Source organism: Pseudomonas sp. GW821-FHT03A09 (assembly GCF_059421065.1).
Genome location: NZ_JBWKUX010000012.1, coordinates 22125 through 35293, shown reverse-complemented (window position 1 = coordinate 35293; position 13169 = coordinate 22125). Strand labels below are relative to the sequence as shown.

Genomic DNA, 13169 nt, shown 5'->3' with positions numbered 1-13169 from the left:
AAGAGTCCTTTTCGGATTCAACGGTTTTTCCGAAAGAACGACGGGCGGATACTCGACGCCATTGCTTATCGCCCTTCAGGAGTTACCGATGTCTCTTCCCGCACAAAACGTTCCGGCCTTTGGCCTTGGCACTTTCCGCCTGCAAGGCCAAGTCGTCATAGATTCCGTCAGCACTGGCCTGGAACTGGGTTACCGCGTCATCGACACGGCGCAGATCTACGAGAACGAAGCGGAAGTCGGCCAGGCCATTGCCGACAGTGGCGTGCCGCGTGATGAGCTGTTCATCACCAGCAAGATCTGGATCGCCAACTTCGCCGAGGGCCAACTGATCCCGAGCCTCAAGGAAAGCCTGCGCAAACTGAAAACCGAGTACCTGGACCTGACCCTGATCCACTGGCCATCGCCGGAGAACCAGGTGCCCGTCGCCGAGTTCATGGGGCAGTTGCTCGAAGCCAAGCGCTTGGGCCTGACGCGCCAGATAGGTATCTCCAACTTCACCATCGACCTGATGAAGCAGGCCATTGCCGCCGTAGGCGCCGAGAACATTGCCACCCAGCAGATCGAACTGCATCCCTACCTGCAAAACCGCAAGGTGGTGGATTTCGCCACCGCCCATGGCATCCAGATTACGTCGTACATGACCCTGGCCTACGGCGAAGTGCTCAAGGACCCAGTGATCCAGCAGATTGCCGAACGCCATCAGGCCACCCCGGCGCAAGTCACTCTGGCCTGGGCCATGCAGCAGGGCTACGCGGTAATCCCGTCGTCAACTAAACGCGCCAACCTGGCCAGCAACCTCCAGGCCCTGCAACTGACCTTGAGCACGGCCGACATGGCACAGATTGCCAGCCTGGAACGCGGGCACCGCTTGACCAGCCCCAAAGGCATCGCGCCAAAGTGGGACTAACCCCCTGTCACAGGCATTCGGGATAACTCCCGCAGCCACGGCAACACCCGCAGGCCTTGAGTGGTCTCGGGTGGGTCGATGATGTCCATGAAGTGTTCCAGGTTGACGTTGTCCGGCACACCCGGAAGGCGTACCAGCACCGCCGGCGTTGTACCGGCGAGTGCGCCCAGGTCTAAATGGTCGTAGACCAGCACATGGTGGACCTGGGGGTTCGGCCCATCGGCGCCAGCCGCCAGCCCGGCGTTGATGATCAGCACATCGAAGGGTTCGGCCGGAATGGCCGTGAGAATCTGGACCTCGTCAAAGGTTTGCACCGAAACGATCCGGTAATACCCCAACCGGTTGAGCATTTTTTCGATGTACAGCCGTTGCAGGTGCTGTTCATCGGCAATCAGGATGGTCAGTGCTTTGTTCGGCATGGCAAGTCCCTGGGCTGGCAATACTCGTCAGTGAGTGCCGCTCATTTTCCAGACATACTTCGAAGACAAAATCAGGCATGTTCCCCGTTCGTGTAGGAGTTCTCCCAAATTTACCGAATGACCATCAACGGTGGTCAAAGCTGCTTGCAATACATACTCAGGCCACGGTGCAAATCATCGATCGCGTCGCCCACCTCCTTGACCGCAGCACCCAGTGCCTCACGGTCCCGCCTTTCACACACCGCTTCCAATGTTTCACAGCCACGGATCACCGCGTGCGCCTTGACCATCCGCGCCCCGCCTTTGGCACGATGGGCGAGGTCGTGCAACCTGGCGAAGTCAGCTTGGCGTTGCAGCGATACCAATAGCGTGCGATCAGCCTGGAGGCTGTCGAGTAATGGCATCAGTAATTCTTCAAGTACGTGGGGATCGCCCTCGGCCAACGCGGCCAGCGTACTCAGATCAAATGCCGTGGCCTCTTGCGGGGAAAGGCTCGTGGTGCGCGGTGCCAACGCGGCGCGTAAATCTTCAAGCCCGGTGGGTTTGAACAGGCACCCGTCCATGCCCGCCTGCCGGCAGCGCTCGGTTTCTTCAGGCTGGGCGTTGGCGGTGAACCCAAGGATCAGGCACGGTATCAAGCCCTGCGCACGCTCCTGTGCACGAATATCTTGCGTCAACTGATAGCCATTTTTAAACGGCATATTGCAATCAGTGATAACCCCGTCGAAGTGCCCGCTCTGCCACTGCTCAAAACCTTGAATACCGTCTTCAGCCGTGGTGATGTGATGGCCCAGGACGCTCAGCTGCCGAGCCAGCAGCAGGCGGTTGGCCGGGTAGTCGTCCACTACCAGGATATTCAACGCCTGGGTCGGCGCAGCCGCAGGTAAAGCCTGGGCAGGTACTGCAGCGGTGCTCGCCAACGTCAACATCACATCCACCCGAGTGCCTTGCCCCAGCACACTGCTCAGGTGCAGATGCCCCCCCATCATTTCACACAGGTTGCGACTGATGACCAACCCCAGGCCAGAACCGCTGCGGGCCGACTGCTCACTGTTGCTGCCCTGGACAAAAGGGTTGAACAGCCGTTGTTGATCCTGGGCACTGATGCCGATACCGGTATCCTGTACCCATAACTGCACGTTCAAATGGTCGCCCTCGACCGTGGCCTGGGCGCTGAGCGTCACCTGGCCCCGGGCAGTGAACTTGATCGCATTGCTCAACAAATTGGACATCACCTGTTTGAAGCGCAGCGGGTCAACCATCACTGCGTGTCCCTTCATAGCGTCCAGTTCGACGTGCAGCACTAACTCCTTGGCCCGCGCCAGTCCCTCGAACACGCGCACCACCGATGCCAACAATTCATGCAGATTGGCCGGCTGCAATGCCAGCGATAAGTGCCCGGACTCGATCCGTGCGATATCGAGAATATCGCCGATCAACTCCAACATGCCGCGCGAAGCGACCGATGCCACCTCCAGCGCATCACGGTCGGCCCTGCCCTACTCGGCATTTCTCAGGGCCAGTTCGATCATGCCGATCACCGCGTTCATCGGTGTGCGGATCTCGTGGCTCATCGTCGCCAGAAAGGTGGTCTTGGCACGGTTGGCGGCATCGGCATCGTCCTTGGCTTCCTGCAACTGGCCCAGCAGCCGTTGACGCTCGCTCACATCCACCCAACCGGCGATCATGCCCACCACCTGCTCGTCACCATCACGGTACGGCAGCATCCACTGGTAAATAGTCAGCACGTCACCATTGGGCACCTTGAGTATCCGGTCATGAATCTGCGGCTCTCCATCGGCCATCAAACGCAGGTAATCATCATGAAACAACTGGGCCTGCGGTAAGTTACCGGTATCGGTTTCCACCACAGTCTTGCCGATCACGTCTTCAAGCTTGAAGCCGAATACGTCCAGATAGGCATTGTTGCAAGCCATCAGCCGCCCTTGCCGGTCACGTACATAAATCGGGTGCGGTGTGCCGTCGATCAAGACACTCATGAACCGCATCTGATCGCTCAACGCACGTTCTGCCTGAACGCGCTTGCGAATCAGGCTGCGCAGATAGAACACCCACCCCAGCGAGACCACCAGCAACAGCGCAGCCAGCCCGAACCCCTGAATAATCGCGTTACGGTGAAGCAACCAATAGCTGTCCTCGATGATGATGTCGCTGCGCCAGTGGCCAATCAATTCATCCATTTCCTCTGGAGTGATGCTCAGCAATGCCTTGTCGAGGATCGAGTACAACTCCAATTGGCTGCGATTCACCCCAAACGTGATGCGCGCAGGCTCGGAGCCGACCGTGCTGGTAACCCGCAAACGGCCGCGGTAGTAACGCCCAATCAGGTAACGCGCGCTGATCAACGAATTGACCGCACCGTCTGCATCACCGCTGGCCACCAACGCCATGGCTTGCTCCGGGTTCTCAACGTCGACAAATACAATCCCCGGGAAATTCTGGTTGATCGCATCGCGCAGGCCATTACCGGGGATCAGTGCCAGGCGTTTACCCACCATATCCTCCATAGTGATCGGACTGTGCTCATCACTGCGGGTCACCAACACAAAGGGGCTGGTGACGTAGGGTCTGGTAAAACGTACCTTCTCGGCGCGCTCGACACTGGGCGTCACCACCGCCAGCATGTCCGCCGTGCCCATACTGACCTGGTCGATCTGGCGCGGCATTGAACTGCCCGGGACCATATCGAACTTCAAGCCGGTGCGCAGGCTGATGCGCGATAACACATCGGCGCTCAACCCTTCGAACTCTCCTTGCTCATCGAAAAACGACAACGGCAGGAATTTGCCGAGCGCCACCACCTTGACCCGTGGGTGCTTCTGCAACCAACGTTGCTCGCTGACGCTCAAGTGCAGTCGGCCTGTTCCAAAAATCCCGACACTGCCACCGCTCCAGCGACGCTGGATTTCCATTTGCTCGCTGGCCGGGATCGCCGCCAATACTGCGTTGAGAATGGGTAGCAGCCGTGTATTGTCGCGGGCGACGGCGAAGGCGAAAGGGTTGACTTCCAGGGCTGAAAAATCCGCCATCCGCACATTATTGAGATGGTTGCGATTGATCAGGTAACTGCTACTGATGGCATCCCCCAGGTACACATCGGCGCGGCCAAATGCAACGGCGCCGATGGCTTCGAAACTCGAGGGGTACAGTTCCAACTGGGCACGAGGGTAGAAGGCCCGCACCGCAGCCGGCTGCATATAGTGGTAGAGCATCGCTATGCGCTTGCCCGCCAGATCGTCACTCAGTGCCTGACTGTCACCGGTGCGGGTCACCAACGTGGGCTGATCATTGGCGTAGGAACGAGACAGGAGCAGTTTGGAGTCGGCCGCTTCATAGCCATTGGCTGAACCGAGGAAGTCCACGGCACCTTGCTTGAGGGCTTCAATGACCTCATCACGGGTATCGTAGCGTCGCACCTCGATGGGGATGTTCAGGATCTGCCCGACCAGAGTGGCATAATCGGCGGTGATCCCTTCGAGTTCGTCGTTGTTATTGGTCTGGTCAAAAGGTGCGTAATCAGGGGCAGACACCCCCATCACCAGCGTTCGCCGTTCGCGTAACCAGCGCCAGTCGGTTTCAGGCAGCACCGCGTAGGTATGCTCTAAACGCGAGTGCCCCAAAAGCCGCAGCGTGAGCGGTTCATCCAGTGCGGCCGCGAACATGGGCGACAGGCTCACCAACAAGATCGCGGCGAACCTCATCAACGCGGTGATGTTCATATCAGATCAGATGATTACGCTGAGCGAACTTGGACAGATGCACCACCGAAGACATGCGCAGCTTCTCTTTGAGCCGAGTCTTGTAGGTGCTGATGGTCTTGTGGCTCAGCAGCATGTCTTCAGCGATTTCCTTGTTGCCCAGGCCCAAGGCAAGCTTCTGCAGCACCGTCAACTCACGGTCCGACAATGCCGCCACCATTGCCGCCTCCGTGACCTGCAAATCATCGCGGTTCACCGTGCTGGTTGGAATGCTGGGGAAGCAGCTGTAACCGGCCTTGATTGCCTCGATTGCCTTTTGCAACTCGTCCAGTTCACCGGTCTTGGCGACGAACCCCATGGCGCCGGCACGCATGCAGCGGGTGGAAAAAAACACCGCCAGGTACGAGGTGAGCACCAGGATCTTGCACGGCAAGCCCAGCGCCTTGATCCGGCTGATCACTTCCAACCCACCCAGCTTGGGCATCGCCAGATCCAGGATGATCAGGTCGGGGCGTTTCTCCCGCGCCAGCTGCATGGCATCAGCGCCGTTGCCCGCTTCGTAGATCTCATCGTAATTTGATTTCTTCAACAGATGCTTGACTGTCGACCGGATAAACGGATGGTCATCCACAATTAATGCTTTGATCATAAAACCCTCTAAGTGAACAGAGCACCCTTTCACACCACACAGAACCTCGGTACCTGTGAGAAATGACAGTTCCGACGAATGGCACTGCGCACACTCAGGGCAATTAACAGGCGCTGCCGGGGCTCCTTCAATTGAAAACACCACGGGCACGTGAAGCCAGACCCTAAGGCCCGCCAGCCGTAAGTGCGCAACCTTAACAACACAATGATGCTTAATCTGAAGGGATAATCCTGATCAAGTGTAGGATTTATCCTCGCAAAACCCAGTCAATCTTCGGATCAACCAGGTTTTTCATAGGCAGGTCAGTCGGTGGTACTCGGGCTCCAGAAGGCTTGCACCACCAGCGTCGACATGGAAATACGCGCCACCAGCGCATCCAGTTCGTCACCGTCGACCGAGGTTGCGGCCAAGGTGGCCTCGATTTCTACTTCTTCACTGCCGAACGGCCGCACGTCGACGTCACTGGCCGGGTAGTTGCACCGTGCCAGCTCGGCTTCCAGCAGCACCATCACCGATTGTTGCTGGCTACGCCGCGCAATGACATAGAGGATATTGGTGACCTCCGCTGACACTACATCCAGTGGCTGGCGGTTGATGTTATTGACGATCGGCCGCAGCAGCGTGTTGGCTGCCAATACAAACAGCGTGCCCAGCAGGGCTTCGAGGATCAGGTCAGCACCGGCACAGGCACCCACCGCCGCCGAAGCCCAGAGCGTCGCAGCAGTGTTGAGCCCGCGCACATTGCCCTCTTCACGCATGATCACGCCCGCGCCCAGAAAGCCGATGCCCGACACCACATACGCCACCACGCGCACCGCACCTTCCGCGCCACCGAGGCGGTTGGCCATATCGACAAAAATCGCCGCCCCCACCGCTACCAGCACGTTGGTACGCAGACCCGCCGTGCGCTGGCGGTACTGACGCTCAAAACCGATCAGGCCACCCAGGATAAACGCTGCGGTGAGGCTGACCACGGTATCCACAAGGGAGTTGAGGTTGATGTTGTTGATTGCTTGCATAAGGATTCTTCCCTGCTCATTACCCGCCAAACTTACGGATGTGGAAACCCTTCACCACCGGGGCACGGTGTGTTGGCATCAACCCATACCACACGAGTGGAAACGGGATGATGTCAAGGATCGAGCAGCACGCTGCGCCCGTCGCAAAAGACGGGCGCATACGCAACATCCCAGGTTGAACCTGGTGCTGATCAGCGTCGATGAGAGGGATTCGGGCAGGTGCCAGGGCTGGCCGCTGCCGGGATGCCGCTTCTCGCTATCTAGGGCGAGACAACGGCATCGGAAGAATGCGCGTTACCTTGCCAAGTATGTGCCGGTTACAGAAACCGGCCGACAACTGCCACTCGAACAAGTACCCACTGAGGGTCTCCGCTATTGATGAAAACGCGCGAAGCTTACGCCCCGTTTGCGGAGGAGTAAACCGTAGGAAAGTATCCGCATGGTGAATGAGACGATTCTTCAGGGTCAGTTCAGACAGGCGATTTTCAGGGTTCGCCCGGTCGATCCCTCGCCACCATGGCCAGGTAATCATCAACCCGCCTGCCGGCCAACGCCTTGATCTGTATTGACACCCGGTTCACCCGCCGCCCCATCGTGATGCCCTCACGGGTACGCACCTGCACATAACCCAGCTTGGGCCAGAAACGCTCGGCCCTGGTATTGCCGATGACCACCGTCAACCGCAGCCATTGGGCGCCGAGCCTCACAGCCCACGCTTCAAGATCGCCATGCAACCGCTGAGCGAGGCCGGTGCCATGCAAGCATTTGTCGACCAACAGCAACCCGATATGCCACACCCCAGCCGCCAGCAAGTCCGCTGCAATGTTCACCACTGCGACCAGTTGATCGTCAGCATCGCGGTAACCCAGCCAGTACATCCGGCTGCAACTCCAGCCTGCGGGCAGATACCCCTGCATCTCGTCGTGCGCCTCAGTCGGCGTCGCCGGTTCGCCATTCACCGCGATGAAATAATCCGGCTCCCGCTCGAAAAGCCGTTGCAACTCGTCCGCATCGCGACCGAACAACTCGACCACTCGAACGCCTTCGATGGAGCACTCCGGTATCACCTGATCATCAACGTCCATGTCCATCCCCTTCAATCATCTCGTGTCAGCACTTCCAGCAACTCGATCTCAAAGCGCAGATTGCTGTTGGGCTTGATATGCGCCCCCATCGAACGCTCGCCATACGCCAGGTGCGCCGGCACGAACAAGGTGCGCACGCCGCCCACCTGCATGCCCATCAATCCTTGATCCCAGCCCTTGATCACCCGACCGGTGCCGATCACACACTGGAACGGCTTGCCACGCTCCCAGGACGAATCGAACACTGTGCCATCTTCCAGAGTGCCGGTGTACTGAGTGGTAATCAGCGCCCCCTTGACCACGGCTTTGCCGGTGCCGGGGCGGATGTCGGTGATCTGGAGTTCATCAGTGCTCATGGGGTTCTCGTTGTAGACGCAAAGGTTGGGGGTTTTCCCAGAATTGGCTGAGCTTGGCAAGTACAGCCTCTCACAGCCAATGCCAAAACCGACTCCAGAACCCCCGCCCCAAATCATCCTTGCAACCGGCATATTGCGCCGCATACATCTGCGAGCGCGCCTGCACCTTGCTGGCTACCGGAGGCAGCCAGGCTTTAGCGGCGTAGGTGCGTTGGCGGTAGCCGCCCCAGCCTTCGTGGTAGTTCAGGTATTGGCCGTAGGCGTCGTATTTGTATACGCCGTTGATGGTGTAGGTCTTGTCCATGTACCAGCCGACGAAGTCGATGGCGTCGTCGAAGTCCTGGCGGCTGGCGCCACTGCGGCCGGTGCTTTTGCGGTAGTCGTTCCACACTTCATCTTTGGCCTGGGCATAGCCGGCGGCTGTGGAGACGCGGCCCCAGGGGATGATCCACAACAGGTATTTACGCGGCGTCAAGGCGTTCTGTCGAAAGCCGGATTCCTGATACATGATGGCGAACGGCACCTGGATCGGCACGCCCCAGCGCTTTTGCGTGACTTTGGCGGCGTCGTACCAGTCGTCCTTTTCGCGGAAGATGCCGCAGATGTCATTGGGCGTGCGTGGCGGCGAAGTGCCGCACGCCGCCAGCATTGAGGTGAGTAATAACAGTCCGACGGCTTTGCCTGCGCTCAAGGGGCACCTTTGCGTGATACGCGTAAAAAGCCGGCATTTTACGCGTTCATTGACGCGGCGTCCTTGCCGCCAACCGCTTTAAGCCAAAGGTACACGACGGGTTGTCAGCGCCATACGACCGATAAAGAAGCTCAAGGCTGCGCCCAACAACAGCATCGCCAGGGTGCTCCAAGCCGCGCGGGACAATTGCTTGGCCGCCACTTCACCGGCTTCACGGGCCTTTTGTTCGGCCTGTTGTTTCAATTCAGCGACCTTTTGCACCGCTTGCTGATAGGCCTGGGCGTAGTTGTCGACGATCTGGGTGGCCTCGGCCTTGCTCTTGCCGGTACGGGCCGCCACGATGTTGATCAGGGCGTCCTTATCCGCCGCATTCAGCGTTGGTTCACCGGATGCTTTTACCCGTTCGAACCATTGCTTCAGCGCATCGCCAGCCTGGGCTGGGCTGGTCGCCGCTTCGGTGGCCGATTGCTTGCCATCCGCTGCAACCTGGTCGGCTTTTTGCTCGACGTTGGCCGGGTCCAATTCAGGCTTGCCGCTTTGTTTGAGCAAGGTGTCGAGTTGGCCCTGCAGGCTGTTCCAATCCAGGTGAATGCCCTGCTCGTCCAACTGCTGCTTGACGCTGTCGCTGATACCCGGCGCCACGGCGGCAATACCACTGCCGGCAGCGGACAGTCCCTTGCCCACCACATTGCCCGCTGTACCGACGACGCTGGAGGCTAATGCCGCCAACAGCCAAGTGGTGAGCAAAGTCGTCAGGGTCCAGGTCAGCACGCCGTGCAGGCCGCCGCGATCCGGTGCGGTACGCCCGGCCACGAACGCGCCGGCGGCAATCGCCAACAGCGTCGAGACAAACAGCCAGATACCGGCGCCAGTACCGAAGCCACGCAACGGGTTACCCGCTTCCATCGGGTTGACGGCACTCGCGCCAATGGCGGTGCCCAACACGCTGAGCACCAGGTAAGTCACCAGGGCAATTGCACTACCGGCCAGGACGGAGCTCCAGGACACGCGAAACGGTGAACGGTTGGTTTCATAGACAGTGGTCATGTTCGATCCTTTGACACAGTGATTGACCGTTTCAGTCTGGAGGGGCTTGCTGCCCGGCGTCCCCGCTCAAATGCACCAGACCATCTGGTGCATTCGCACCCCGCGCAAGGGAATCGCCCTGCACTATCCTGAAGCCCGGGTGTCGTACTCCCATGCACCCACACCCCGGAGACCCTATGACCCAGGACGTTCTTGCCAAAGAAACCAACCGCCGCCAGCTACAGCAGATCATTTCCGGGCTGTCCGATGGGGTAATTCTGGCCGAAGTCGACCAGACCATTCTTTGGGCCAACGAAGCGGCGCTGACCATGCACGGGGTCAGCGAGGTCAAGGACCTGGGGGCCAACAACCAGGAATATGCCAAGCGCTTCGCCTTACGCTATCGCAACAACCATCCGCTGCAACTGGACAGCTACCCCCTCAGCCGCGTGGCCGACGGCGAAGAGTTCAGCGACGTCATCGTGGAAGTCATGCCCACCGCCAACGATGAGCGCAGTTGGGTGCACCGCCTGCGCAGCCTGGTGCTCAACGACACCTCGGGTAACCCTGAATTGCTGGTGCTGATCCTCAGCGATGCCACCGAATGGGCCAGCGCCGAGCAGCGCTTCGAAAAGACGTTCAATGCCAACCCCGCACCGGCCGTGATCTGCCGCCTGAGCGACCTGCGCTACATCAAGGTCAACCAGGGCTTTTTAGAGATGACCGGCTACAACCGCGACCAGGTGATCGGCAAATCCGTGTATGAACTGGACGTACTGGAACAGGCCGAGCGCAAGGACCTGGCCATTGAGCGCCTGGGAGAAGGCGCAACCATCCCGCAGATGCAGGCCGAACTGAGGCTGCCCAACGGCGGCAGCAAACTGGTGATCGTCGCCGGTCAGCCGTTGGACATGAACGAAGAAGACTGCATGCTCTTCTCGTTCATGGACCTGGAGCCACGGCGCAAGGCCGAAATTGCCTTGCGCCAGAGTGAAGAACGCTTCGCCAAGTCGTTTCGACTGACACCGGTGCCGACCCTGGTGTGCAGCGCCGACAACCGCCAGGTGGTGGATATCAACGAAGCCTTTATGAGCATCACCGGGTACATCAGTGAAGAGCTGATCGGCAAGTCCATCGAAGACATCGACTTTATCGACAGCCCCCAAGCCGGTACGCAGATGTTCGCCAGCCTGGAAAAAGCCGGCAACCTGGAAGGTCATGACCTGAAGGTGCGCAAAAAAGGTAATGAAGTGATCGACTGCGTGGTTTCCGCCGACACCGTGGTCATCCAGGATGTGCCCTGCTACCTGTTGGTACTGATGAACATCACCGAACGCAAACGCTCGGAACTGGAACTGGTGGCGGCCATCGAGGAAGTGATGCAGGACGCGTCCTGGTTCAGCCAGACCCTGATCGAAAAACTGGCCAACGCCAAGAGCGTCAACAGCCCCAACCTGCCCAACGTAGCCTTCACCGACCTCACTGCCCGTGAGCGCGATGTGCTGGGCTTGATCTGCGAAGGACTGGCCGACAAGGAGATCGCCTCACGCCTGAAACTGGCACCCAACACCGTGCGTAACCATGTCGCCACGGTGTACTCCAAACTGGGGGTGCATAGCCGCAGTGCGGCGATTGTCTGGGCCCGTGAACGCGGGCTGTTTGCCGGTGAATTGCGCCTGAAAAACAAGCCCTGAAAGTGCAAATGCACTAGTTCGGCTAGTGCGAATTCGCCTTATAGCGGCGCAGGCTAGTCCATAACCTTCAAGGCATCGTTTATGTCCTGAAGGAACCAGCATGTTTACCGTCTCTCAACTGCGCAACTGCATCGAAGAAGGCTTGTCGCCGCTGACCTGCGAATTCACCCTGTGCCGGGATGCATCCCTGACCCTCAAGGTCTTCGACGCCGACACCGGCCGGGTCGACCTGGTGGTCACCGGGATCAGCACCAACCGGCTGCAGACCCCGCAAGAAGTGGCAAAAATGGTGGAAGAGCTGCGCTACGAACTGGAAAGCAACAACGTGGGCAAGCTCACGCTGGATGATTTGCCTTCAACGACGCCCCAATGAAATAGAACACCCCTCCCCCGACGATAAACGCCCCCAGCATGTAGAACATGGTGTGGGCCGGCAGGCTGGCCAGCACCAGCCCGCACAACACCGGCCCCAGGGCCGCGCCCAGGTTGGACAAGTTCTGCGCTCCGTAATACATGCCCCGCAGGTGGTCCGGAGCGATCCGGTCGATAAACATGTACTCGGCCGGAAACACGATGATTTCCCCCACGGTGAACACCGCCATCGCCAGCACCCACCACAGCACGCTGGTGGACAACGCAAAACCGATCAAGCCCAACATGAACATGCCCAGCCCAGCGACCAACCACTGGCTCAGATACCGGTGGGAAATGCGCCGGCCAATCACATACTGCAAGGCAATGACACCCACGGCGTTGGTGGTGAGCACGGCACTGACCACGGTGTAGGTGTATTCCGCCGTAGTGGTCGTCACCAGGTACTGCGACAGCCACGCGGTGAACTGGCCGAACACCACGGCGCTGAGCACGCCGCCGAGGGTGAAGCACACCAGGCGATGGTCCCGCAGCAGCACGCGACCCACTGCCATGAACGACACCGGCTTCTGCGTGACATCGACGGTGGTCAACGTGCGATCACCCCAGCGCCAATACAGCAGGAAAAAACCCGCCCCCAACAGCGCCGACAGGATGAACGGCAGGCCGATATCCATTTTGGCGACCATGGCCCCGAAAGCAGGCCCCACCGCATAACCGATATTGGTCAGGGTGTACTTGATGGAAAACACTTCGCTGCGCGCGTCTTCCGGCAACAGGCTGGCAAAGCCTGCCTTCACCGCGATGTCGATGACGGCGTAAGCCAGGTTGATCAGGATCAGGCAGCTGTAGAAGGCCCAGATATTCCCCGCGAGCACCGTGCCGATAAAGCCCAGTACAAACAGCACACTCAAGCCGAGCAGCAGGCGATAACTGTTGATGCGGTCGACGAGAAAGCCCCCGTAGACACTGAGCAGCGAGCCGATGATCAGCGAACTGCCGATCACCAGGCCAACCTGGGTGATGTCGAGGCCGAAATGGCGGGTGAGGTAAATGACCAGGTACGGAAATGTGATCGCCTTGGCCAACGTCAGCATCAACGTGGCGGACAGCAACAGGTTAACGGTGCGGGGGTAGTTTCTTATTGTGGCAAGCATCCTGCTCTCTTTTTAGAAGGTAACGCGACCCTTTTGGCCGGTTACCTTACCCCAAGAGCAGGGCACAACGGCAGG

Annotated in this window: 11 protein-coding genes and 1 pseudogene; 3 read left to right on the top strand and 9 right to left on the bottom strand. The window is 59.1% G+C overall.

Going from position 1 to position 13169, the window contains the following annotated elements; translation table 11 throughout:
- Positions 1-88: 88 nt before the first annotated feature.
- Positions 89-907, top strand: coding sequence for a 2,5-didehydrogluconate reductase DkgB (gene dkgB / locus AC07V4_RS20680; RefSeq protein ID WP_492638087.1), 819 nt, complete (start codon positions 89-91; stop codon positions 905-907).
- Here dkgB and AC07V4_RS20675 read toward each other — a convergent pair.
- From AC07V4_RS20675 to AC07V4_RS20640, 8 genes and pseudogenes are all read right to left on the bottom strand, one after another.
- On the bottom strand, positions 904-1326 hold the full coding sequence (locus AC07V4_RS20675; protein ID WP_492638088.1) for a chemotaxis protein CheY: 423 nt from the start codon (positions 1324-1326) through the stop codon (positions 904-906). The two genes, dkgB and AC07V4_RS20675, sit on opposite strands and share 4 nt — an antisense overlap.
- A gap of 134 nt (positions 1327-1460) precedes the next feature.
- Positions 1461-5066, bottom strand: a pseudogene (locus AC07V4_RS20670) (transporter substrate-binding domain-containing protein).
- A 1-nt stretch (position 5067) separates the two neighbouring features.
- Complete coding sequence (locus tag AC07V4_RS20665; protein ID WP_431753275.1) at positions 5068-5694, bottom strand: response regulator; 627 nt, start codon at positions 5692-5694, stop codon at positions 5068-5070.
- A gap of 302 nt (positions 5695-5996) precedes the next feature.
- A complete protein-coding gene (locus AC07V4_RS20660; protein WP_431753274.1) occupies positions 5997-6713 on the bottom strand; it encodes an MgtC/SapB family protein in 717 nt (238 codons plus the stop codon).
- Between the two features lie 485 nt (positions 6714-7198).
- Positions 7199-7798 carry a GNAT family N-acetyltransferase gene (locus AC07V4_RS20655; protein WP_492638089.1) on the bottom strand — a complete coding sequence of 200 codons (600 nt, stop codon included), beginning with the start codon at positions 7796-7798 and terminating at the stop codon, positions 7199-7201.
- Between the two features lie 11 nt (positions 7799-7809).
- On the bottom strand, positions 7810-8154 hold the full coding sequence (locus tag AC07V4_RS20650; RefSeq protein ID WP_104993266.1) for an FKBP-type peptidyl-prolyl cis-trans isomerase: 345 nt from the start codon (positions 8152-8154) through the stop codon (positions 7810-7812).
- Positions 8155-8224: 70 nt separating this feature from the next.
- The gene (locus tag AC07V4_RS20645; protein WP_431753269.1) at positions 8225-8845 is read right to left on the bottom strand and encodes a transglycosylase SLT domain-containing protein; all 621 of its coding nucleotides are present in this window, start codon (positions 8843-8845) and stop codon (positions 8225-8227) included.
- A gap of 78 nt (positions 8846-8923) precedes the next feature.
- The gene (locus tag AC07V4_RS20640; RefSeq protein ID WP_492638090.1) at positions 8924-9892 is read right to left on the bottom strand and encodes a hypothetical protein; all 969 of its coding nucleotides are present in this window, start codon (positions 9890-9892) and stop codon (positions 8924-8926) included.
- Between the two features lie 176 nt (positions 9893-10068).
- On the opposite strand from AC07V4_RS20640, the gene AC07V4_RS20635 reads away from it, so the two are divergent.
- Together AC07V4_RS20635 and AC07V4_RS20630 are read left to right on the top strand one after the other, a co-directional pair.
- Entirely contained in the window at positions 10069-11565 is a 1497-nt protein-coding gene (locus tag AC07V4_RS20635) for a PAS domain S-box protein (RefSeq protein ID WP_492638091.1), read from the top strand.
- 100 nt (positions 11566-11665) lie between these two features.
- Positions 11666-11938: a DUF1652 domain-containing protein gene (locus tag AC07V4_RS20630; protein WP_431753266.1), complete on the top strand. Its 273-nt coding sequence runs from the start codon at positions 11666-11668 to the stop codon at positions 11936-11938.
- On the opposite strand, the gene AC07V4_RS20625 is transcribed toward AC07V4_RS20630, so the two are convergent.
- A complete protein-coding gene (locus tag AC07V4_RS20625) occupies positions 11901-13094 on the bottom strand; it encodes an MFS transporter (protein ID WP_492638092.1) in 1194 nt (397 codons plus the stop codon). The genes AC07V4_RS20630 and AC07V4_RS20625 overlap by 38 nt on opposite strands.
- Positions 13095-13169: the final 75 nt, after the last annotated feature.